The 21,877-nt window shown below is 61.4% G+C and carries 21 protein-coding genes and 1 pseudogene; 10 read left to right on the forward strand and 12 right to left on the reverse strand.

Annotation, left to right across the window (positions count from 1 at the left end; translation table 11 throughout):
• The first annotated feature begins 85 nt into the window (after positions 1–85).
• Positions 86–718, forward strand: coding sequence for a TetR family transcriptional regulator (locus M2397_RS03890; RefSeq protein WP_090408288.1), 633 nt, complete (start codon positions 86–88; stop codon positions 716–718).
• A 305-nt stretch (positions 719–1,023) separates the two neighbouring features.
• Here M2397_RS03890 and M2397_RS03895 read toward each other — a convergent pair whose 3' ends face one another.
• The 3 genes from M2397_RS03895 to M2397_RS03905 are packed head-to-tail and all read right to left on the reverse strand — an operon-like array spanning position 1,024 to position 3,614.
• Positions 1,024–2,079: an alkene reductase gene (locus tag M2397_RS03895; RefSeq protein ID WP_131697173.1), complete on the reverse strand. Its 1,056-nt coding sequence runs from the start codon at positions 2,077–2,079 to the stop codon at positions 1,024–1,026.
• A gap of 28 nt (positions 2,080–2,107) precedes the next feature.
• On the reverse strand, positions 2,108–3,274 hold the full coding sequence (locus M2397_RS03900; RefSeq protein ID WP_131697172.1) for an MFS transporter: 1,167 nt from the start codon (positions 3,272–3,274) through the stop codon (positions 2,108–2,110).
• 13 nt (positions 3,275–3,287) lie between these two features.
• Entirely contained in the window at positions 3,288–3,614 is a 327-nt protein-coding gene (locus M2397_RS03905) for a helix-turn-helix transcriptional regulator (protein WP_131697171.1), read from the reverse strand.
• Positions 3,615–3,768: 154 nt separating this feature from the next.
• Between M2397_RS03905 and M2397_RS03910 the strand changes: the two genes are divergently transcribed.
• The gene (locus M2397_RS03910) at positions 3,769–4,353 is read left to right on the forward strand and encodes an ACP phosphodiesterase (RefSeq protein ID WP_184744401.1); all 585 of its coding nucleotides are present in this window, start codon (positions 3,769–3,771) and stop codon (positions 4,351–4,353) included.
• Between the two features lie 110 nt (positions 4,354–4,463).
• Here M2397_RS03910 and M2397_RS03915 read toward each other — a convergent pair whose 3' ends face one another.
• Positions 4,464–5,255: a lysophospholipid acyltransferase family protein gene (locus M2397_RS03915; protein WP_131697169.1), complete on the reverse strand. Its 792-nt coding sequence runs from the start codon at positions 5,253–5,255 to the stop codon at positions 4,464–4,466.
• Entirely contained in the window at positions 5,255–6,010 is a 756-nt protein-coding gene (gene olsB / locus M2397_RS03920; protein WP_145334961.1) for an L-ornithine N(alpha)-acyltransferase, read from the reverse strand. Before olsB ends, M2397_RS03915 begins: the two co-directional genes overlap by 1 nt.
• Positions 6,011–6,194: 184 nt before the next feature.
• Between olsB and M2397_RS03925 the strand changes: the two genes are divergently transcribed.
• The 4 genes from M2397_RS03925 to M2397_RS03940 all read left to right on the forward strand — a co-directional run bounded on the left by M2397_RS03925 (position 6,195) and on the right by M2397_RS03940 (position 9,419).
• Positions 6,195–7,268 (forward strand): serine hydrolase, encoded by a 1,074-nt coding sequence (locus M2397_RS03925; protein WP_259242318.1) that lies wholly within the window; start codon positions 6,195–6,197, stop codon positions 7,266–7,268.
• The gene (locus tag M2397_RS03930) at positions 7,265–7,579 is read left to right on the forward strand and encodes an amidase (RefSeq protein WP_131697166.1); all 315 of its coding nucleotides are present in this window, start codon (positions 7,265–7,267) and stop codon (positions 7,577–7,579) included. The genes M2397_RS03925 and M2397_RS03930 overlap by 4 nt, the downstream gene beginning before the upstream one ends.
• Before the next feature lie 90 nt (positions 7,580–7,669).
• Entirely contained in the window at positions 7,670–8,260 is a 591-nt protein-coding gene (locus tag M2397_RS03935) for a YceI family protein (RefSeq protein WP_259242319.1), read from the forward strand.
• 1 nt (position 8,261) lies between these two features.
• Positions 8,262–9,419 carry a phosphatidylserine/phosphatidylglycerophosphate/cardiolipin synthase family protein gene (locus M2397_RS03940; protein ID WP_184744399.1) on the forward strand — a complete coding sequence of 386 codons (1,158 nt, stop codon included), beginning with the start codon at positions 8,262–8,264 and terminating at the stop codon, positions 9,417–9,419.
• Between the two features lie 66 nt (positions 9,420–9,485).
• Here the strand turns inward: M2397_RS03940 and bglX are convergent, their stop codons facing one another.
• Complete coding sequence (bglX, locus tag M2397_RS03945; RefSeq protein WP_131697163.1) at positions 9,486–11,777, reverse strand: beta-glucosidase BglX; 2,292 nt, start codon at positions 11,775–11,777, stop codon at positions 9,486–9,488.
• Between the two features lie 238 nt (positions 11,778–12,015).
• Here bglX and M2397_RS03950 point away from each other — a divergent pair, with 238 nt between their 5' ends.
• The 4 genes from M2397_RS03950 (at position 12,016) to M2397_RS03970 (ending at position 15,358) form a co-directional block, all read left to right on the forward strand.
• Positions 12,016–12,627, forward strand: coding sequence for a LemA family protein (locus tag M2397_RS03950; protein ID WP_259242321.1), 612 nt, complete (start codon positions 12,016–12,018; stop codon positions 12,625–12,627).
• 17 nt (positions 12,628–12,644) lie between these two features.
• Complete coding sequence (locus M2397_RS30265) at positions 12,645–13,373, forward strand: YgcG family protein (protein WP_145334957.1); 729 nt, start codon at positions 12,645–12,647, stop codon at positions 13,371–13,373.
• A gap of 28 nt (positions 13,374–13,401) precedes the next feature.
• Positions 13,402–14,019 (forward strand): TPM domain-containing protein, encoded by a 618-nt coding sequence (locus tag M2397_RS03965; RefSeq protein WP_131697160.1) that lies wholly within the window; start codon positions 13,402–13,404, stop codon positions 14,017–14,019.
• 121 nt (positions 14,020–14,140) lie between these two features.
• Positions 14,141–15,358 (forward strand): SAM-dependent methyltransferase, encoded by a 1,218-nt coding sequence (locus tag M2397_RS03970; RefSeq protein WP_259242322.1) that lies wholly within the window; start codon positions 14,141–14,143, stop codon positions 15,356–15,358.
• A gap of 8 nt (positions 15,359–15,366) precedes the next feature.
• Here M2397_RS03970 and M2397_RS30340 read toward each other — a convergent pair.
• The 6 genes and pseudogenes from M2397_RS30340 to M2397_RS03995 form a co-directional block, all read right to left on the reverse strand.
• Positions 15,367–15,483 (reverse strand): annotated as a pseudogene (locus tag M2397_RS30340) (outer membrane lipoprotein carrier protein LolA); the annotation flags it as partial.
• Positions 15,437–16,351, reverse strand: coding sequence for a DMT family transporter (locus M2397_RS03975; RefSeq protein WP_145334953.1), 915 nt, complete (start codon positions 16,349–16,351; stop codon positions 15,437–15,439). The gene M2397_RS03975 and the pseudogene M2397_RS30340, both read right to left, overlap by 47 nt.
• A gap of 102 nt (positions 16,352–16,453) precedes the next feature.
• Complete coding sequence (locus tag M2397_RS03980) at positions 16,454–19,027, reverse strand: TonB-dependent receptor (protein WP_259242323.1); 2,574 nt, start codon at positions 19,025–19,027, stop codon at positions 16,454–16,456.
• 127 nt (positions 19,028–19,154) lie between these two features.
• Complete coding sequence (locus tag M2397_RS03985) at positions 19,155–20,123, reverse strand: FecR domain-containing protein (RefSeq protein ID WP_131697156.1); 969 nt, start codon at positions 20,121–20,123, stop codon at positions 19,155–19,157.
• Positions 20,120–20,659, reverse strand: coding sequence for an RNA polymerase sigma factor (locus M2397_RS03990; protein ID WP_167656525.1), 540 nt, complete (start codon positions 20,657–20,659; stop codon positions 20,120–20,122). Before M2397_RS03990 ends, M2397_RS03985 begins: the two co-directional genes overlap by 4 nt.
• 115 nt (positions 20,660–20,774) lie before the next feature.
• A complete protein-coding gene (locus M2397_RS03995; protein ID WP_131697154.1) occupies positions 20,775–21,791 on the reverse strand; it encodes a DUF4917 family protein in 1,017 nt (338 codons plus the stop codon).
• Positions 21,792–21,877 lie beyond the last annotated feature (86 nt).

Raw genomic sequence — 21,877 nt, forward strand, 5'->3', positions numbered from 1 at the left:
TCCCACAATTATTCAGATGATCGTTAGCGCTTGTTAACTCTGCGTTAACGTCAGTCCCTGTTGCCCTGATTGAGGTTTTACTGCCATGGTTCGTCGCACCAAAGAGGAAGCTCAGGAAACGCGCAGCCAGATTCTCGATGCTGCCGAGCAAGCCTTCTATGAGCGCGGCGTTGCGCGGACTACGCTGGCGGACATCGCCGCGTTGGCCGGTGTGACGCGGGGCGCCATTTACTGGCACTTCAGCAATAAATCCGATCTGTTGCAGGCGTTGCTCGACACCTTGCATGAGCCATTGGACGAGTTGGCCAGGGCCAGCGAAAGCGAGGACGAAATCGACCCGCTGGGCTGTATGCGCAAGCTGCTGATTCATCTGTTCCATCAAGTGGCCCTGGACCCGAAAACCCGGCGCATCAATGAGATCCTGTTCCATAAGTGCGAATTCACCGATGAAATGTGCGACATGCGCCGGCAGCGCCAGACCCACAGCCTGGAATGCAACCTGCGTATCGGCCTGACACTGCGTAACGCAGTCCATCGCGGGCAACTTCCGGAAAATCTCGACACTACCCGTGGCGCGGTGTGCATCCATGCCTACATCAACGGCCTGATTGGCCAGTGGCTGTTGGTACCCGACAGCTTCCAGTTACATCAGGAAGCCGAACGCTGGGTGGATGCAGGGCTGGACATGCTGCGCTGGAGCCCCAGCCTGCGCAATTAAGACAAAATGCGTAATTGCATCAGTGTGTGTCAACAGTAAAGCCCAAGGACAGTCAATCGTCCTTCTGCCTGATTGGTGGGGTGACTTTATATACGGGCTGGCGGGCGGTTGATAGGTAGCCGCCTAAGTATTTTGTAGGGATTTTGTTGCGGTTCTGTGAAGCAATGTAGCCAGAACCTGCACGCAGCCAACAATGTGGGAGGGGGCTAGCCCCGATGGCAGTGGTTCAGTCAACACATACTGTGACTGACGCACCGCTATTGGGGGCAAGCCCTCTCCCACATTTGGTTTCAGGTTTCGGCCGATTACAGCGGCAGGGTCGGGTAGTCGATGTAACCCACTGGGCCCTTGCCGTAGAAGGTTTCCGGGTGTGCTTCGTTCAGCGGCGCATCGGTCTTCAGGCGCGCCGGCAGGTCCGGGTTGGCAATGAACGGTACGCCGAAGGCCACCGCATCCGCCTTGCCAGCCGCCAGCCACGCATTGGCACTGTCCTTAGTGAAGCGTTCGTTGGCGATGTACACGCCGCCGAAGGCTTTTTTCAATTGGGGGCCGAGGCTGTCCGCCCCTTCCTTTTCACGGGAGCAAATGAACGCTATGCCACGCTTGCCCAGTTCGCTGGCGACGTAGGTGAAAGTTTCGGCCAGGTTGTCGTCGCCCATGTCGTGGGAGTCGGCGCGCGGTGCCAAATGCACACCCACACGGCCAGGGCCCCAGACTTCGATGGCCGCATCGGTCACTTCCAACAGCAGGCGTGCACGGTTTTCCAGGGAACCCCCATAGTTGTCGGTGCGCTTATTGGTGCTGCTTTGCAGGAACTGGTCGAGCAGGTAGCCGTTGGCGCCGTGGATCTCCACGCCATCAAAGCCGGCGGCCTTGGCATTCTCGGCACCGGTGCGGTAAGCGTCGACGATGTCGGCGATTTCAGCGGTTTCCAGGGCGCGCGGCGTCGGGTAGTCGGCCAATGGGCGCACCAGGCTGACGTGGCCCTTGGGTTGGATCGCGCTCGGCGCCACCGGGGTTTCGCCGTTCAGGTAGGACTCATGGGAGATCCGCCCTACATGCCACAGTTGCAGGAAGATCTTGCCCCCCGCGCCGTGAATGGCCTTGGTGACGTTGGCCCAGCCGCGCACCTGGTCATTGGACCAGATGCCCGGCGTGTCCGGGTAGCCCACGCCCAGCGGTGTCACCGAGGTGGCTTCGCTGAGGATCAGCCCGGCGGAAGCACGTTGCACGTAGTACTCGGCCATCAGCGCGTTGGGTACGCGGCCGGCATCGGCGCGGCAGCGGGTCAGCGGCGCCATGATGATGCGGTTCGACAATTCCAGGTCGCCCAGTTTGATCGGATCGAAAATAGTCGTCATGGGAAAACACCCTTCTCTTTGAAGTTGATCAGTTGGTCGCAGGGGCCAGGTCGGCATCGCCGCCCTGACGGAAAGTAATCAGGGTCACCAGCAGCGCCAGGATCGCCAGGGCGGCTGCCGCCAGAGGCACGTTGGTCAGGCCGAAACCGTGGGCAATCACGCTGCCGCCCACCCAGGCGCCGAGGGCGTTGCCGATGTTGAAGGCGCCGATATTCAGGGTGGACACCAGGTTCGGTGCAGCCTTGCCGAAGGTCACCACGTTGATCTGCAGCGCCGGTACGGCGGCAAACGAAGCGGTGGCCCACAGGAACAGGGTGATTTCGGTCGGGATCACGGCGACGCTGGTCCAGGTCAGCGCGGTGGACACCACCGCCATGCTGATAAACACGCCGATAAGGGTGGTCGCCAGGCGTTTGTCCGCCAGCTTGCCGCCGATGATGTTGCCCACGGTGAGGCCCAGGCCGATCAGCAGCAGGGTCCAGGTCACGCCTTTGGGCGAGACGCCGGTGACATCGCCGAGCAGCGGCGCAACATAAGTGAAGAGGGTGAACATGGACGCGGCGAACAGCGCGGTCATGCTCAGCGACAACCAGATACCGGCACCCTTGAGGGCGGCCAGCTCGGCGCGCATGTCGAGTTTTTCTTCGTCACGCTTGGCCGGCAGGAAGCGGATCAGGCCGATCAGCGCTACCACACCAATCACCGTCACCGCCCAGAAGGTCGAGCGCCAGCCGGCTTCCTGGCCCAGCGCGGTGCCCAGCGGCACACCGAGCACGTTGGCCAGGGTCAAACCGGTGAACATCAGGGCCACGGCTGAAGCGCGCTTGTTGGCCGGCACCAGGTTGGCGGCGACCACCGAACCGATGCCGAAGAACGCACCGTGGCACAGCGCGGTGATCACACGGGCAAACATCAGCACGTTGTAGTCACTGGCCAGGGCGCAGAGCAGGTTGCCGATAATGAAGATACCCATCAACGCTACCAGGGCCGCCTTGCGTGGCAGCTTGGCGGTGGCCAGTGCCATGAACGGTGCACCGATGGCCACGCCCAGGGCATAGCCGGTGACCAGCCAGCCGGCGCCGGGAATCGACACGCCGAGGTCTGCCGCCACATCGGGCAACAAACCCATGATCACGAACTCGGTGGTGCCGATGGCGAAGGCGCTCAGGGCCAGTATGAGTAGCGAGAGGGGCATTATCGTTTCCTTGTTACAACGGCGCGCTGATTTCAGCGCTGAGTTCAGTGGTAAGCGCCGCGAGGAAGGCTTGGATCACTTCCTCATCGCGCTTGAAAAAGTGCCACTGCCCGGCCTTCTGGCTGCTGATCAGTCCCGCACGTTGCAAAGTGGCCAGGTGGGCCGACACGGTCGACTGGGACAAGCCGCAGCGCTGGTCGATTTGCCCGGCGCAGATGCCATATTCGTGGTTGTGCACTTGCTCGGGGAACTGCACTTTCGGGTCTTTCAGCCAGGTGAGGATGTCTCGTCGTACTGGGTGTGCCAGGGCTTTTATTATTTCGTCGAGGTCGATGGACATGGCAGGTGCTCGGTGTCGTAAAGCGTTATATCGCGATGAGGCGAACCTTAAATCGTTATATCCCGATATACAAATATGATTTTGCTCTGATATCAGGCTAAATCGGTATATCGGGTTATAACGATACGTTGATGGCAGTGCTAAACTGCGCGGCATGAATTATCTCGCACATCTGCACCTGGGCGGCCAACTTCCTGCGCAACTGCTGGGCAGCCTCTATGGCGACTTCGTCAAAGGCCGCCTGCAGGGCCAGTTCAGCCCGCAAATCGAATCGGCGATCCAGTTGCATCGCTCGATCGATCGCTTCACCGACAGCCACCCGTTGGTGGGGGAGGCGTTGTCGCGCTTCAGCCTGACTCGCCGGCGCTATGCCGGGATTGTCCTCGATGTGTTCTTCGATCACTGCCTGGCGCGGGATTGGGTGCTGTACGCCGACCAGCCCCTGGAGCACTTCACCTCGCAGGTGTACCGCGTACTGGCTGCCGAACCGCAGTTACCGGGACGGCTGGCGCAGATTGCGCCGTCTATGGCCGCGGATGATTGGTTGGGGTCGTACCGCGAGTTTGCGGTGATGGAGCCGGTGTTGCGCGGGATTTCGCGGCGGCTGACACAACCCCAGGAATTAGGGTGTGCGATGCAGGAATTGCGTGAGTTGTATGAACCGTTGAGTGAAGACTTCCGGATCTTCTACCCCGAACTGCAAGCCTTCGCGCATAACCACCTGACAACACAAAGCTAAATGTGGGAGGGGGCTTGCTCCCGATTACGGTGTGCCAGCCACCACTGATGCTGGCTGATCCACTGCTATCGGGAGCAAGCCCCCTCCCACATTTGAACTGTGTTCACATCTCAGGCTGCAAAAGCCGGTCGAGCATGCACTTGTTCAGTCTCCGGCACCGGCCCAAACAACGCCTTCTGCACCGCCTGCTGCGCCTGGAACGCCAGCGCCGCACGTTCCTGCCCGGCGCAGGCAATCGGCTTGAGCACATGGATTTCCACATCGCCCTGGTCATTGCCGAACAGGCGCATCAGGTGCGAGAGCAAATCGTCATCGCCAATAAACGGTGCCAGCGGGTCGATCTGCCCATCGCGCAGATAACGGATGGCCACTGGTTGCAGCGACACATCCGCGTCAATCGCACTGGCCAGCAAGCGCCCGTGGAAGGTGCGCAGGCTGCGGCCGTCGGTGGTGGTGCCTTCGGGGAACATCAGCAGCGGGTGCTGTTGTTCCAGATGGCGGGTCATCTGCTTGCGGATCAGCTGGCTGTCACCCGAACCGCGACGGATAAACAAGCTACCGGCCTTTGCCGCCAACCAGCCGGCCACCGGCCAGGTGCGCACTTCGGCCTTGGACAAAAACGACATCGGCGCCACTGCGCCCAGCAACGGAATATCGGTCCAGGACACGTGGTTGCTCACCCACAGCATCGGCGTTTGCGGTACCTCGCCGTGCACGGTCACGCGAAAGGGCAGGGCGTTGGTCAGCCGCGCCATGAAGAACCGCGACCAGCGCTGGCGGCGCACCATCGAGTTGGCCACGCCCAACCGTTCGAATACGCCGAACACACTGGCCATGCTCAAGCCCAGCGCCACTACCACCAGTACGCGGGCAATGCGCCCGTACACGCGCAGGCGGCTCATCACATGGCCGCCTTGAAGTGGCGTGCATAGCGCGGGCATAGCTCATCGCGCTTAAGCAGGATGAACACGTCGGCCACCTGGAAATCTTCATCCCAGCACGGCTCGCCGCAGATCTTCGCACCCAGGCGCATATAGGCCTTGAGCAGCGGTGGCATCTCGGCGATTACGTTGGTCGGCAGGTCCAGCGCCGGCAGCGGTTTTTTCGGTTCGGCGCGCAGGTGTTCATTGCACAGGTAGCGTTCGCGCAGGCGCTGCATGATCGCGTGGGCCTGGATGCCGCCGTCGTGCATCGGGATGCTCGCGCAGCCCATCAAGTAGCTGTAGCCGCCCTGGTTGAGCACTTCGGCCAGCTCGCCCCACAACACGGCGATGGTGCCGCCGTTGCGGTAGGCCGGGTCGACGCAGGTGCGGCCGATTTCCAGGATCGGGCCCTGTAAATGCAGCAGGCCATGCAGGCTGAATTCTTCTTCGCTGTAGAACCGGCCCAGGGTGCTGGCGGCCTGGTGATCGAGCAAACGGGTGGTGGCGACGAGTCGACCGCTGTTCAAGTCCCGCACGCCGATGTGGCTGCAGTGAACATCATAGTCATCCATGTCCAGGCCATGTTCCGCGCCTTTCAGCTTGGCGTTGAACTCGCCGCTGAACACGTTGAACCGCAGGGCCTGGGCTTCCTGCAACGCTTGTGCGCCAACCAGGCGTTCGGCTTGCAGACGGCGTTCATTGCCGGTGTCGCTGATGCGGGCGATCTGAGTCATGGCGAATCTCCGAGTGCCAGCCACGTTCCGGCCGGTCGACTTGTTTGTCCAAACTCAGGCTATGTAGGCTCGGTGTCATCTCCATGAAGTTATGGTGACGCTTGGATGACAGCCTCCCTGTAGCAAATCTGTCATCGCCCTCGGCTAGGCTCGCGGGCTTGAATGCTCCGTTGAGTGTGTGTCCATGGTCAGAGGCCTGCTGTGCGTTGCCCTGCTGTTCGTCACCGTTACCGCCTGCGCTGAAACCTGGCCTGACAAGGAGTGGGCCAAGGGTACGCCGCTCGCCGGCCCCGCTGTCGACGCCCTTGACGCCTACGCTTTTCCCCCGCGTGATGACACCACCCGCCAAGGCATTCGCACCGATGCGCTGCTGGTGATCCGCGACGGCGTGGTTGTCTATGAACGCTACGCCGCGCCGACCACGGCCAGCACGCCGCACCTGACCTGGTCCATCAGCAAAAGCCTGATGGCCACCGTCTTGGGTGTAGCCTACGGCGACAACCGCTTCAAATTGACCGACCCGGTGTCGCGTTTTTACCCGCCGATGAAACAGCACCCCAAGGTGACCATGGCCGACCTGCTGCACTGGGCCTCGGGCCTGGACTGGCAGGAAGACTATGAATACGCGCCGCTGAAGTCCTCGGTGGTTGCGATGCTCTACACCCGTGGTCGCGCCGATATGGCCGAGTTCGGCGCCAACACCGAATCCTTCAGTGCACCGGGCCAGGCCTTTCGTTATTCCAGCGGCGACAGCAATATCCTGTCCGCCGCGCTCAAGGGCATGCTCGGTCACAAGGCGTACATGAGTTACCCCTGGGATGCGTTGTTCAAGCCGCTGGGCATTCACAACGCCACCTGGGAAACCGATGCGGATGAAACCTTTGTCGCCTCGTCCTACGCTTACCTCACCGCACGTGACCTGGCGCGAGTCGGCCTGCTGATGGCTCGCGACGGGCGCTGGGGGAATCAACAATTGCTGCCCAAAGATTGGGTCGCTTTCAACCGCCAACCCTTCGACAAATACGCCGCAGGCCAGGATGAAGCCGTCCCCGGTGGCCAATGGTGGCTCAACCAAGGCGCTCCAAGACCCTGGCCCGATGCCCCCACCGACACCTTCGCCGCCCTCGGTCATTGGGGCCAGGCGCTGTACGTGATGCCCGACGAACATCTGGTCATCGTGCGTTATGGCGATGATCGCGACGGCAGTTACCGCCACAACGAACTGCTCAAACGCGTGCTTGCGGCGGTGCAACCATGATTCGTCGTCGGCCGTTTACCAGCCTTTTTCTGGTGCTGTTGCTCGCCCTGTCGGGCTGGGTTTGGCACGAGCGCGTCAACCTGCAAGCCTTCCCCGACATCATCGCGGCCTATACCGCCAAGGAGTATTGCTCGTGCCGCTATGTGGCGAACAATCCAGCCGACTATTGCCGGGGTTATGTGAAGCAGTACGTGCCCACGAGTGCGTTCAGCGACAACCCGGAGCGCAGTGAAGTGACGGCGAGCGGGTTGGGGCGTACGCACAGCGCGCGGTGGTTGGGGGAGCGGCAGGGCTGTCGTCTGAATCCCTGACACCGCGCAAGCCAGCTCCCACATTGGATTTGCGCCGTTCGTGACATTGCGCTTAAGGTTCGTGCAGGTTTTTCGCCCTACGAGTCCTTAATGTTCAACGCGTCTGTTATCAAACCCCTGGCCTTTGCCCTGCTGGTCGCTGCCGCCGTACCCGCCCACGCCGACTGGTATCTGGACAACGAATCCTCACGCCTGTCGTTCGTCACCACCAAAAATACCGAGATCGCTGAAGTCCATCGCTTCCTGGTGCTGCACGGCAAGGTCGACAGCAAGGGCGCGGCGCAATTGGAAGTGGAACTGGAGTCGGTCAACAGCGGCATTCCGCTGCGTGACGAGCGCATGCGCAATCAGCTGTTCGAGATCAAGACCTTCCCCGAAGCGCTGATCAGCGCACAGATCAATCTGCAACCGATCAATGACCTGGCCCCCGGCGCGCAACTGGAACTGCGCTTGCCCCTGAGCGTCACCCTGCACGGCAAGACCCAGACCTACAGCGCCGAGTTGTTGGCCACGCGCCTGGATGACCGGCGTTTCCAGGTGGTGACCTTGGAACCGGTGGTGTTGCATGCCGAGGATTTCGACCTGGCGCCGGGGGTGGCGGTGTTGCGCAAAGCGGCCGGGCTCAAGTCGATCAGTTTGTCGGTACCGGTGGGTGCGGTGCTGATTTTTACGGCGCGCTGACATGAGCGGCGCAGTGTTCCCGTGGCGCAGCGCCAACCGTTTCGAGTTGTTGATCGACGGCCCGCAGTTTTTTCCGCAGATGCTGGTGGGCATTGCCCGGGCCGAGCGGCAAGTGGAGTTGGAGTTGTACCTGGTGGAGGCCGGAGCCTGCGCCGAAGCCATGGTGCAAGCATTGGTGCTCGCGGCCGAGCGCGGCGTGCGGGTGCGTTGTCTGTTTGATGATTACGGCAGCCTGGCCTTTACCCTTGGGCTGCGCAAACGCCTGACGGACGCCGGTGTGGAGCTGCGTTTCTACAATCGCCTGAGCTGGCGCCGCTGGATGCGCAACCTGTACCGCGACCACCGCAAGCTGTTGCTGATCGACCAGGAAACTGCCGTGGTCGGCGGCACGGGCGTCACCGATGAGTTCTGGACGCCGGGGCAAGACACCGCCGACTGGCATGAAGTAATGGTGCAGATCAGCGGCCCGCTGGTGCTGGACTGGCAAGCGCTGTTCGAGCGGCAATGGCACGCCAATGTCGCGCGCCGTGCGTGGAAGCCCGCCACCCATTTCGGTCTGCCGCGGTTGCCCAAGGTGCCGGCGACGGGGCCAGGCCTGGGCCGAGTGGCCTACGCTGATGCCCGACAGCACCGCGACATCTTGCAATCGCTGATCCGCGCGCTGAACAGCAGCCAGCAACGTATCTGGTTCGCCACGCCGTACTTCCTGCCCACTTGGGGCGTACGCCGCGCGTTGCGTCGGGCAGCAGGGCGTGGGGTGGATGTGCGTTTGCTGCTCACCGGCCCGCGCACCGATCACCCGTCCGTACGTTACGCAGGGCATCGTTATTACCCGCGTCTGCTGCGCTCGGGCGTGCAGATATTTGAGTACCAGCCGTGCTTTTTGCATCTGAAGATGGTGCTGGTGGACGACTGGGTGAGCATCGGCTCGTGCAATTTCGATCACTGGAATCTGCGTTTCAACCTGGAAGCCAACCTCGAAGCGTTGGACCCTGAACTGACGCAGGCGGTGGCGGCGAGTTTTACTGCGGATTTTGCTCAGAGCCAGGTGGTCAGCCTGGAAGCGTGGAAGGCGCGGCCATTGTGGCGGCGGGTGAAGCAGCGAGTGTGGGGTTGGATTGATCGGTTGGTGGTGAACCTGCTGGATCGACGCGGCTAGCAAGAACACTGAGATCAAATGCGGGAGGGGGCTTGCCCCTCCCACATTTTTTGACCGCGTCAGGCGTTAGAGCAGTTCGAAGGTCTGCTGCTGTACGTCCTGGGAGTCCAGGCCGATCTGCACATTGAACTCACCCGGTTCGGCCGCAAACTTGAGCTGGGTGTTGTAGAACTTCAAGTCTTCCTCGGTGATGGTGAAGTGCAAGGTGCGCTCTTCGCCAGCCTTGAGCATGACTTTCTGGAAGTTCTTCAGTTCCTTGATCGGACGGATCATCGAACCCGCCACGTCCTGGATATACAGTTGCACCACGGTTTCGCCGTCGACCTTGCCGGTGTTCTGCACCGTGACGCTGGCGTCGAGCTTGCCGGTCTTGTTCAGGGTGGTGGACGACAGCGCCATGTCCGAGAGGCTGAACGTGGTGTAGCTCAGGCCATAGCCAAACGGGAACAGCGGCCCGGTGGTGTCATCGAAGTACTGTGAGGTGTAGTTGCCCGGCTTGCCCGGGGTGAATGGCCGGCCGATGGTCAGGTGGTTGTAGTAGGTCGGAATCTGCCCCACGGAGCGTGGGAAGGTGATCGGCAGTTTGCCCGACGGGTTGTAGTCACCGAACAGCACGTCGGCAATGGCGTTGCCGCCTTCGGTACCGGCGAACCAGGTTTCCAGGATGGCGTCGGCCTGCTGGTTCTCTTCCAGGATCGACAGCGGACGGCCGTTCATCAGCACCAATACCAGCGGCTTGCCGGTGGCCTTGAGGGCCTTGATCAGGTCGCGCTGGCTTTGCGGGATGTTCAGGTCGGTGCGGCTGGAAGATTCGTGGGACATGCCACGGGATTCACCCACGGCGGCGACCACCACGTCGGCATCTTTGGCGGCCTTGACCGCTTCGTCGATCATCACCTGCGGCGCGCGCTTGTCATCCACCACTTCCGGGGCATCGAAGTTGAGGAAGTTGAGGTAGTCGACCACGGCCTTGTCGTTGGTGATGTTGGCGCCACGGGCGTAGATGATTTTGCCTTTCTCGCCGATCACCGCATTCAACCCGTCGAGCAGGGTCACCGATTGCGCAGGCTTACCGGCAGCCGCCCAACTGCCCATCATGTCGATCGGGGCCTTGGCCAGCGGGCCCACGAGTGCGATGGTCGCGGATTTTTTCAGCGGCAGGGTGTTGTTCTGGTTTTTCAGCAACACCAGGCTGCGGCGCGCCACATCACGGGCCTCGGCACGGTGCAGGCGGCTGTCGGCGTAGGTGTCGGCCGGGTCGTCCTCGGCCTTGCCGATGCGCAGGTACGGGTCCTTGAACAGGCCCATGTCGTACTTGGCGCCGAGCACTTCACGCACGGCGTTGTCGATGTCGCTCTGTTCGATCTCGCCGGATTTGAGCAACCCCGGCAGTTCCTTGCCGTACAGCGAGTCGTTCATGCTCATGTCGATACCGGCCTTGATTGCCAACTTGGCGGCTTCACGCCCGTCCTTGGCCACGCCGTGCTTGATCAGCTCGAAGATCGCCCCGTGGTCGCTCACGGTCAGGCCCTTGAAGCCCCAGTCCCTGCGCAGCAGGTCGTTCATCAGCCAGGTGTTGGCGGTGGCAGGTACGCCGTTGATCGAGTTCAGCGCCACCATCACACCGCCGGAACCGGCCTTGATCGCCGCGTGGTACGGCGGCAGGTAGTCCTGGTACATCTTGACCGGGCTCATGTCGACGACGTTGTAGTCACGCCCGCCTTCCACTGCGCCGTAGAGGGCGAAGTGCTTGACGCTGGCCATGAGGCTGTCGGCATTCGCGGGGCTGGTGCCCTGGAAGGCCTTGACCATCACTTCGGCAATCCGCGAGACCAGATAGGTGTCTTCACCGAAACCTTCGGAAGTGCGACCCCAGCGAGGGTCGCGGGAGATGTCGACCATCGGCGCAAAGGTGATGTCGAGGCTGTCGGCGGCGGCTTCCTGGGCGGCGATGCGCCCGGAGCGGCCGATGGCGTCCATGTCCCAGCTGGAGGCCAGGGCCAGGCTGATCGGGAAGATCGTGCGGTGGCCGTGGATCACGTCATAGGCGAAGAACATCGGGATCTTCAACCGGCTGCGCATGGCCGCGTCCTGCATCGGACGGTTTTCCGGGCGGGTGATGGAGTTGAAGGTGCCACCGATGCGGCCGGCGGCGATTTCCTTGCGGATCAGCTCACGGGGCATTTCCGGGCCGATGCTGATCAGGCGCAATTGGCCGATCTTTTCATCAAGGGTCATCTGCTTGAGCAGGTCGCTGACGAAGGCGTCCTTGTCTTTAAGCGCAGCAGGCTTTGTTTCTGCCCAGACGGGGTGGGTGGCCAGAGTGGCAACAAGGCCGAGCAAACACAGCTTCTTCATGAATATCCTTTTTCGGCTCACTGCACAGCGATTAGGCTGATCGGCCAAAATGTGGGGAGCGTCTATTGTTGTTCGGGTGTTGTTCAGATAAATGCAGCACACTCTGAACTCTTTTTCGCGCTGGGCATCTTTGTAGCTGATTGGCTCGATGCAATCCAGTGGTGGCGGATTATGCCCCAAGCGCGCGGTTTATAGGGTTAGTCGTCACATTCCATAAAGTTTGGGCAGGAGAAACACCATGCAAGCAGCACAACATTACCGCTGGGGCTTCAAGGTCGCGGCTTTGCTATTGATCAGCACAGTATTGAGCGGCTGCGGCATCAATAACATTCCGACCCTGGACGAACAGGCCAAGGCTGCCTGGGGCCAGGTGCAGAACCAGTACCAACGCCGCGCCGACCTGATTCCCAACCTGGTGGAAGTGGTCAAGGGTTACGCCGCCCATGAGCAAGACACCCTGACCGCCGTGATTGAGGCGCGGGCCAAGGCCACCTCGATCCAGGTGGATGCCAGCACCCTCGATAACCCGGAAAAACTCAAGCAGTTCCAGCAGGCCCAGGACGGTTTGAGCGGTGCCCTCAGCCGCTTGATGGTGGTGTCCGAGCGCTACCCGGACCTGAAGGCCAACCAGAACTTTCTGGCCCTGCAATCCCAGCTTGAAGGCACCGAAAACCGCATCGCCGTGGCCCGTCGCGATTTCATCCAGGCCGTGCAGGCGTACAACACCGAGATCCGTACTTTCCCTGGCCGCTTGTGGCACAGCGTGATGTACAGCGATCTGCCGATCCGCGCCACCTTTGAAGCCACCAGTGCCGATGCCGATAAAGCGCCGCAAGTGAAGTTCAAATAGGCTGCACTGAGGTGTCGATGCGTTTATTACGGATAGGCCTGGCGCTATGGATGCTGGCCTGCGTGGGTGTGGCCCAGGCAGCGCTGACGTTCCCGGCGTTGACCGGACGGGTGGTAGACACCGCCCAGATGATCGACCCGGCAACGCGCGAACACATCACCCAGCAGTTGCAGGCGCTGGAACAGACCCGTGGCGACCAGATCGTGGTGGTCACGGTGCCCGACCTGCAGGGCGTGCCCATCGAGGACTACGGTTACCAATTGGGTCGCCAGTGGGGCATCGGCCAGAAAGGCAAGGACAACGGCGCATTGCTGATCGTCGCCCGTGATGAGCGCACGTTGCGCATCGAAGTCGGCTATGGCCTTGAAGGTGTGCTCACCGATGCGCAGTCCTGGGTGATCATCAACCAGGTGATTGCCCCCAAGTTCAAGGCCGGTAATTTCAGCCAGGGCATCAGCGACGGCGTGGCGGCGATGGTGCAGGTGGTTGGCGGTGAACCGCTGGCGGTGCCGGCGCATGTGGCGGATGCCAACTTTGCCAAGGATAATCCCGGCTTTTCCATCGGGCTGTTCATCCTGCTGATCGGCGTGTTGTGGCTGTGCAATCGCATGGGCCTGCCGGTAGGCGCGATCCTGCTGGCGATCCTCAGCAGCAGTGGACGCGGCGGCGGTGGCGGAGGAGGTGGCGGCGGTTTCCGAGGCGGTGGTGGTGGCTTCGGCGGCGGCGGCGCGTCGGGCGGCTGGTAATGACAATAATTAGAGAGCAACTACAACCATGGCATTACTGACTGAACACGAGCAGCGCCAAGTCGCCGAAGCGATTGCCCGGGTCGAAAAAACCACCGACGCCGAACTGGTCACCGTGCTGGCGGCCCGCGCCGACGACTACGCCTACATCCCCCTGCTGTGGGCCAGCCTGATCGCCTTGGTGGTGCCGGGCGTGGTGCATTACTTGTCGGGCTACCTGACCATGTACACCTTGCTGCTGGCGCAGTGGGCGACGTTCATCGTGTTGTGCCTGGTGTTTCGCCTGCCCAAGGTGACGACCCGCCTGATCCCGCGCTCGGTGCGCCATTGGCGTGCATCCAACCTGGCGCGCCGGCAGTTCCTGGAGCAGAACCTGCACCACACCCTGGGTAGCACCGGGGTGCTGATTTTTGTCAGCGAGGCCGAGCGTTATGTGGAAATCCTGGTGGACGACGGCATCTCCAGCCGCCTGGATGACAGTCATTGGGATGGGATCGTCAAGGCGTTTACCCAGCAGGTGAAACAGGGGCAGACGCTGGCTGGGTTTATTGCCTGCATTGAGGCGTGTGGCGAGTTGCTCAAGGTGCATGTGCCGGTGACTCAGACACGTAATGAACTTCCCAACCGCCTGGTCGTACTCGAATAATCCAGACACCGCTGAGCAAAAATGTGGGAAGGGCGCAGTACCGTTGATCAAATAACCCCGTGCCCTAAACCCCCATCCCCCCTAAAATGCCCGGCATTCCCTGCCCGAGGCGTTTTTGTTCATGTCCGTTACCGCTCAACCTGCCAGCCCCGCGCCGGATCATCACGCCCAGTTCATCGAACTGTTGAGCACAAGCCTTGCGCAGAACGCCTTTATCAAGCTGGTGCTGGCCAAGTACGTCGGTGACGAAGCCGAGTTGCAGCGGCTGATCATCAAGGCGGTGACGGTCAAGGAGCAGCCGTGCCTGTCCTTTGTCTACCGCTACAAGACCCGCGACATCACCAAGAACTTGCCGCTGGCCGACGGCGTGGCGGCGATTGCCGAGTTGCTGCCGGCGTCGTTCAAGAACGCGCACCTGCTGTCGCTGACCGACGAAGCCCAGTTGGAATACAGCAAGAAGAACAAAAGCTCGCTGTTCAGGAGCAAGCCGCAACAACTGCGTGAGGCGCCATCGGCCGAGCATAACCGTGAGAAGAATCGCTTCCTGGACCTGAGCCGGCCGTTCCTCGCCGACCTGGGCGTGACCGACGCCAAGCAGGCGCTGATTCCGTCGATGTCGCGCAAGTGGAAGCAGATCAACAAGTTCATCGAAGTGTTCAGCCATGCGCTGACCTCCTCACCGCTGAAGCTGGACCAACCGGTGCGCGTCGCCGATTTCGGTTCGGGCAAGGGCTACCTCACGTTTGCGATCCACGACTACCTGCGCAACACCCTCAAGGCCGAAGGCGAAGTCACCGGCGTTGAGCTGCGCGAAGACATGGTGACGCTGTGCAACACCGCCGCCGCTCGCCTGGAGCACCCGGGGCTGGTGTTCAAGTGCGGCGACGTACGCAGCGTGGCGCCCAGCGAACTCGACGTGATGATCGCCCTGCATGCCTGCGACATCGCCACCGATTACGCGATCCACACCGGCATCCGCTCCGGCGCGTCGATCATCATGTGCTCGCCGTGCTGCCATAAGCAGATTCGCCTGCAGATACAGAGCCCGGCGCTGCTCAAGCCGATGCTGCAATACGGCCTGCACCTGGGCCAGCAGGCGGAAATGGTCACCGACAGCCTGCGTGCGTTGTTCCTTGAAGCCTGTGGTTATGAGACCAAGGTGTTCGAGTTCATCTCCCTGGAGCACACCAACAAGAACAAGATGATCCTGGCGGTCAAGCGTGCGGAGCCGGTGGACAACGCGCAGTTGCTGGAGAAAATCCAGGAACTGAAGGCGTTCTATCACATCACTGAGCACTGCCTGGAAACCCTGCTGCGCGCGGATGGCTACCTGATCTGACCGACGCCCACTGTAGGAGCGAGCCTGCTCGCGAAAAGCCTGAGAGCACCGCAGGCTTTCAGGTTTCCCGCGTTATCGTTAGCGACCTTCGCGAGCAAGCTCGCTCCTACAGGGGACTGGCGCAGCCTGCACCGCCGTCTTGCGCCCGAGCATCACCGTGACGATTACCCCACAGGCAAACACCCAGGTAATCGGCTCGATATGTTCACCAAAGAACAGCGCCGAAAACGCGATGGTGAAGAAGATCTGCAACAGCTGAATCTGGCTGACCCGCGCAATGCCGCCCATGGCCAGCCCGGCATACCAGGCGAAGAAGCCCAGGAACTGCGAGAACAGCGACACATAGCCGAACGCCCACCAGGTGCGCATGGAAATCGCGCCTTGGTGCTGCGCCGCCAGGTACCACACCGGGCCGATCAACACCGGCGTGGACAGCACCAGCGCCCAGCAGATCACCTGCCAGCCGCCCATCTCCTTGGCCAACCGGCCGCCTTCGGCATAGCCCAGGCCACCGACGGCTATCGCGCCGAGCATCAATAAGTCGCCGGCCTGGATACTGCCGGCGCCGGTGATCAACGCATAACTCAACACCAGCGCACTACCCAACGCCGCGCAGGCCCAGAAGGCTTTCGACGGCCGCTCATGGGACAGCCACGCCGCATACAGGGCCACGCACAGCGGTTGCAGGCCGTTGACCAGCGCGCCATGGGACGCCGGCAAGGTTTGCATGGCCCACGCCGACAGCACCGGGAAGCCCAGAATCACCCCCGCAATTACCAGGCACAAACCCCGCACCTGCCGCCAGGTCGGCCAGCGCTCACGGCGCCACAGCAACAGCACCGCCGCCGGCACCGCCGCGAACAACGCACGGCCCAGGCCGTTGAGCAACGGGTGGATTTCCTGCACCACGATGCGGGTGAAGGGCAGGGTCAGGCTGAAGATGATGACGCCCAGCAGGCCGAGGGCCATGCCGGTGTTTTCGCGCGAGCTCATGGGAGGGATCCGAAATCCAGAGGGCTTCAAGGGAAGCCCATCTAGCCACAACCCTCGTCGATTACGGGCTTACAGCTGGGTGCCGATTCATCCGTACAGTTTTCAGAAGAAGCGCGTGATGCTGATCTTGGCGTTGCGCCCTTGGCTGTAGGCACGGTCGCCGCTGAGGGCGGGCCGGTAGTTGTTGTTGAGCAGGTTGTCGACAGTGAAGTTGACCTCGGTGCCTTTAAGACCGGCCTGCTGCGGTTTCCAGTTGGCGAACAGGCCCATGCTGGCGTAGGACTCGTTGGCGTATTGGTCGTAGAACGTGTCGCCCACCGAGCTGTTCAAGCCGCCTGAGTATCTATCGCTGGGCAGGCGGTCAGTCTTGCGCACGAACTGCGCTTGCCATCCGAACTGTGCGTCCCAGCTTGGGATTTTGTTGCCCATCATCACCACCCATTTGGCCGGTGGAATGTCCCGGGCCCAGACGTGGATGTCGGTGGCCCACGGGTTGGTGTAGGGGTTATCGCGTTTGCCTGTGGCGTAGGAGTAGGAAACCGAGCCGAACAGGTAGGTCGAGTCGTAGTAAGCCTCAAGCTCGAAGCCCTTGATGGTCATGCCGCCGACGTTGCGGTAGTTGGTCTTGGCGGCCATGTCGGCGCTTGTGCAGACGCTGTCGATGCTCCCCACTACGGTGTTCTGACGGTCACAGCCGATGCCAGTCGCCTTGAAAATTTCGTCCTCGATACGGTTGTGGAACAACGTCGTACGCAGTTGCAGGTTATCGCCACGGCCGATGAGGTTGGAGAAGTTGGTGATGTTGCCTGCGGTGATGGCGGTGATGCGCTCCGGGTCGAGGTTGAGGCTGGTGGAGGTGCGGCTGCCGACGCCCTGGACTTCGTACTGCTCGTCGATCACCGGGGCGCGCCAGGTCTTGTTCCAGCTGGCAAACATCGCCACGTCCGGCGTGATGTTCCAGTAGGCGGCCAGGCGCGGGGACCAACCGGTGTAGGTGCGGTCGCTGTAGTCATGGCCGATGCTCGGGTCCGGGTTGCTGTAGTACGGCGCATCGTTGGCTTCGCCCCGATTACGTACGTGGTCATAGCGCAGGGACGGCGTGATAGTCACGTCGCCGAGGGTCACCGCGTCCTGGAGATAGAACGCATTGGTATCGACCTTGCCGTGGGGCATGAAGTACGGCTGGAAGTGCCCGTAGTTGTACTTGGCAGTGTTGTAGGTCGCGCCGGGCATCCAGCTTTCGGTTTCACGCTTGTGCTTGCGCACCTGCACCCCAGTGGTCACGGCGTGTTCCAGCGGGCCGGTGCTGAACAGGCTGATGTTGCGCAGTTCCAGAATCTTGTCGCCGTAGGCCGTGTCCATCTTGCGCCCACCCGTGGCCAGGGAGAACGAAGCGTCGGCCTCGCGCTCATCGGTCTGGTCGGTATGGGACACCGAATAGCTGAGCTTCATGTCGATCAGCGGGTTGTCCAGCGGCTGGTAGAGGTACTTGCCCGAATAGGTGGTATCGATGGTTTCACGGTTGGCGAGGAAGCGTTTCAAGGCGCCTTCGTAACCATAGCGGTCAATCGCGGATTGCAGCGGCGGGGTCGGGTAGCTTTTGGCTGAGAACGGGGTCCATCGCTGGCTGTTGGACCGCGAGTAAGACAGGCCCACGCTGTGTTCGTCAGTGAGGTGGGCGTTGAACTTGAACAGTTTGCCGTCCACATTCTGCGCGCTGTTGGGCAAGCGCTTGGGGTTGATCGGGTAGCGGTTTTCGGGATCGGGCGGAGTGCCGGCCAGCTTCATGTCACCGCCATCGCGTTGCGTCAGGTAGGCGAGCGCATCGAAGCGGCCATCATCGGTACGGCCATACACCGCCGAACTGTAGACCTGTTCGTGGTCGTTGCTGGCGTAGCCATATTTGAGCATGGCCCCGGCGTTGCGGCCTTCTTCCAACAGGTCTGGGGCGTCCTTGGTTTCCATGATGATCGAGCCGCCGAAGCCACCGTTGCCGGTGAAGGGTGAGTACGGCCCTTTTTCCACTTCGACGTTCTTGATCAGCTCGGGCTCGATAAACACCGTGCCTTGCTGATAGCGCTCAAAGCCGCTTTTGGTGGCGCCATCCACCGACATCGGCACGTCTTCGGCCTCGCCCATCCCGCGGATGTTGATGGTCTGGCCGCCGGGTTTGGGCGAGCCGCCCATGAACACGCCGGGCAGGTTCTGCAGCAGCGCGGGGATGTTGTTGGGCTGATAGCGATCAATATCCGCCTGGTTCATGGTTGAGCGGCCGACGGTGCTGGAGTCGACCTGGTTGCCGGTGCCTATCACGCTCAGGGCGTCCAGCTGGATCGCGCCGCTCTGGGTGGTCTTGGCCTCTTCGGGCTTTACCACATACGTGCTGCCGACCTTGATCAGGGTGAACTCGCCGTTTTTCAGCAGGCTGCGAATCGCAACTTCCGGTGTGAAGTCACCGTTGAGCGCCGGTGCCTGCACGTTCTTGAGCAGCGCCTCATCGAACAACAACTGTATTTTTGCCTGCTGCGCCACCTGGCTCAGGGACGTGGCCAGCGATTGGGCGGGCAAGTGCAGCGTGAATGACTCGGCCTGGGCACTGAGGCTGAACGCCAGGCAGGTGGCGACAAGGGTCGGTCGAAAAAACAGGTGCGAAGCGTGGCAAGGCGCGCGAAACATGAAATCCCCCGGTGCGGCCAAATGGCCAAAAAGGTGTGCTGATCAGATGCAGACCGGAGGAAGACGGGGCAGATAAAAAAATCCACACCTGCGAATGCTAAATATTCTCAAATAAGATTTTCGGGGGTTATTTACTCGGTTCAATCCGCACGATGCCATCGGCCGAGACTACGGTTTTCACTGGCAACAGGGCGGGCAGGGCGTTGAGCAGGGCGTCGGGATCATTCACATCCAGATTGCCCGAGACTTTCAGGTGCGCCACCGCGTTACTGACTTGCAACGGTGCCTGCGGGCGATACAGGCTCAGTTCATCGATCAGGCTGGCCAGTTCACGGTTGCGGAACGACAAATGCCCGCTGCGCCAATCGGCCACTTCTTCGGCCGTGAGGGTTTGCTGCTGCATTGTGCCCTTGGCGTAGCTGTAGATGGCGCGTTGCTGGGCGCCGAGCAGGGAAACGGGGCTTTTGGCGGACGGCTCGAAAGCGACCTGGCCGTGGGCGACACTGACCACCAGTTGCTGTTGGCTGCGGCGCACATCGAAGCCAGTGCCGACCACCCGCACATTCGCCTCGCCCGCCTGTACGAACAGCGGCCGCTCTTTGTCGGCCGCCACCTCGATATACACCTGGCCCTTGTCCAGGTGCACGATGCGCTGGTGGGCGCTGAAATCCACGCGCAGGCGGGTGTTGGCATTCACATACAGGGTGGTGCCATCGGGCAGGTTCAGGGTGCGCATGCCCTTGGCATGGGCCGCCACCTGGCTGTGATACAGCTCGCGGGGCGCGCCGAGATGGCTGGCCAATACCGCGCATAGCAGGGCGGCGGCGACGGCCAGGGCCGGGCGCCACACCGACGGCTTGCGCTTGGGCAGTGCCACGGGTTTGTTCAGTTGCTGCAGTTGGGCCAGGTCGGCCCACAGCTGCTCGAATTCGGCATAGGCGCGGGCATGGGCGGGCGTGGCCTGCCAGGCGGCAAAGGCCTTGCGGTCGGCACGGCCCGCGTCGTTATGGTTGCGCGCAAACCAGCTGGCGGCTTGGGCATCGATGGCATCTCTCGCTTCGATATCCAGGTCATCGGTGTCGCTCAGGCGGTTCATTCTGGCTGCTCCGTGCCGGGGTCGTTTTGAAGGCGTCGCTTGCAATGCAGCAGGGCAAAAGCGATGTGCTTTTCCACCATGCTCGTCGAAATGCCCATGCGCTCGGCGATCTGCGCCTGGCTCAGGCCTTCGAAGCGGTGCAGCATAAGGGCTTCTCGCCTGCGGGGCGAGAGTTCGGCGAGGACTTCTTTCAACTGTTCCAGGCGTTGCAAGCGCTGTGCGGCGGCCATGGGATCGTTTTGCTCGTCGTTGACCGGTTCGGCGTCCCTGCCGGCCTGATCTGGGTGGACGGTCTGCCGTACCTTCTGTTTGCGCCAGTGATCACGCAGCAGGTTACGTGCCATCTGGAACAGAAATGCCCGTGGCTGCTCGACCTTGGCCCGGTCGCGGTAGTCCAGCCACTGGGTAAAGACATCCTGGGTCATGTCCGCCGCGTCGCTGGCGTTGTCCGTGCGTTTGCGCAGGAAATGCAGAATATCTGCATAGAACCCGCGAAAGGCATCGGCCGACAACGGGTCGGGCTTGGGACGAGACATGGAGATCCTTCTTGACGAAGCACGACATGGAAAAGTCGTGAATACTATCGAGAATCATTGTTATTTGTCTCTATTTAAAGGATGTACTCGATTTAAAATGTGGGAGGGAGCTTGATCAGCGTTCCACGGGTACTGAGAGTGCTGGATCACCCAGCGGATGCGTACGCGCCGCAAAAAACTTCAACGCCACACCGCTGCCCTCAAACAATTCCGAATACCGCCGCTTCTGCTGGCGAATAAACCCCTCGCTGCGGCCCGATACCGAGATCGCCAGGGTGGTCGGCCGAGCCTGGCGAATTGCATCCACCACGTGTTTATCCTGCGGCCCCAGGTCATGGCCAAAGATGCACAGCGCGCCCTCATGGGTCAGTAACTGCTCATAGCAGAACGACAGGTAATCCGAGCTGCGGATGGTCTTGAGCTTCTCTTCCACCTTGCCTTCGTTGATAAACAGCGGCACATCGTCCAGGGTCTTGATCGTGTTGTTGATCGCAAAGCTGCTGAGCAAGGTGCTGTCGGTGCTTGGCAATTTGCGCGCGGTGCCGTCAAGGTTGCGCACCAGGTGCAGGCCGCCGTGCAGGTAGAGGATGCGCGTGGCATCGGTGTGGGTGTTGCGCAGGTCGAAGCTTGAGTCGGCGCTGCGGAACAGGTCATCGATGCCCGGCGTGTGCAGGATCGCCCAATAGTTGAGCAGGTCGTAATTGGTGGTGAACACGCTGGCGTAGTTCGTCAGTTCGCGGTTGATCGTCGCCAGCGTCGACGGCTGCACCAGGCGCCACGGAATGTGCACGGCGTGGATGGTATTGATCAGCGCTTCCTTGATCGCGTAGTAGCGATTGCGCGGCGCCGCCGAGCTGACCGCCAGGGCCTTGTTGACCCGACTGGTGGTTTTCAGCGCGCTCAGGGCGTGCTCGAAGCTGCGGGTTTGCAGGGCGTCGAACACGCTGAGTTCGGATTGGCCCAAGGGTTTTTCTTCGACGGTGCGCGCGTTTTCGAACAGCGAGTCGTAGGCGAAGTCTTCCCAAATCGTGCGGCTCGCGCCATTGCCGATCAGAATCCCACTGAAGGCGGTGCTGCTGCGCAGGGCGCTCCAGTCTTCAAGGTGGGCGTCAATATCCTGGAAATCCTTCATTGCGGCGGGTCTACTCGAAATCGGCTGGATGGCGACTTTATCACGAGTGGGTGTTGATCCTGATCAAGGTGCCGCAGGCAGGTGAG

The sequence above is a fragment of the Pseudomonas sp. BIGb0381 genome, assembly GCF_024809815.1.
Taxonomy (GTDB): domain Bacteria; phylum Pseudomonadota; class Gammaproteobacteria; order Pseudomonadales; family Pseudomonadaceae; genus Aquipseudomonas.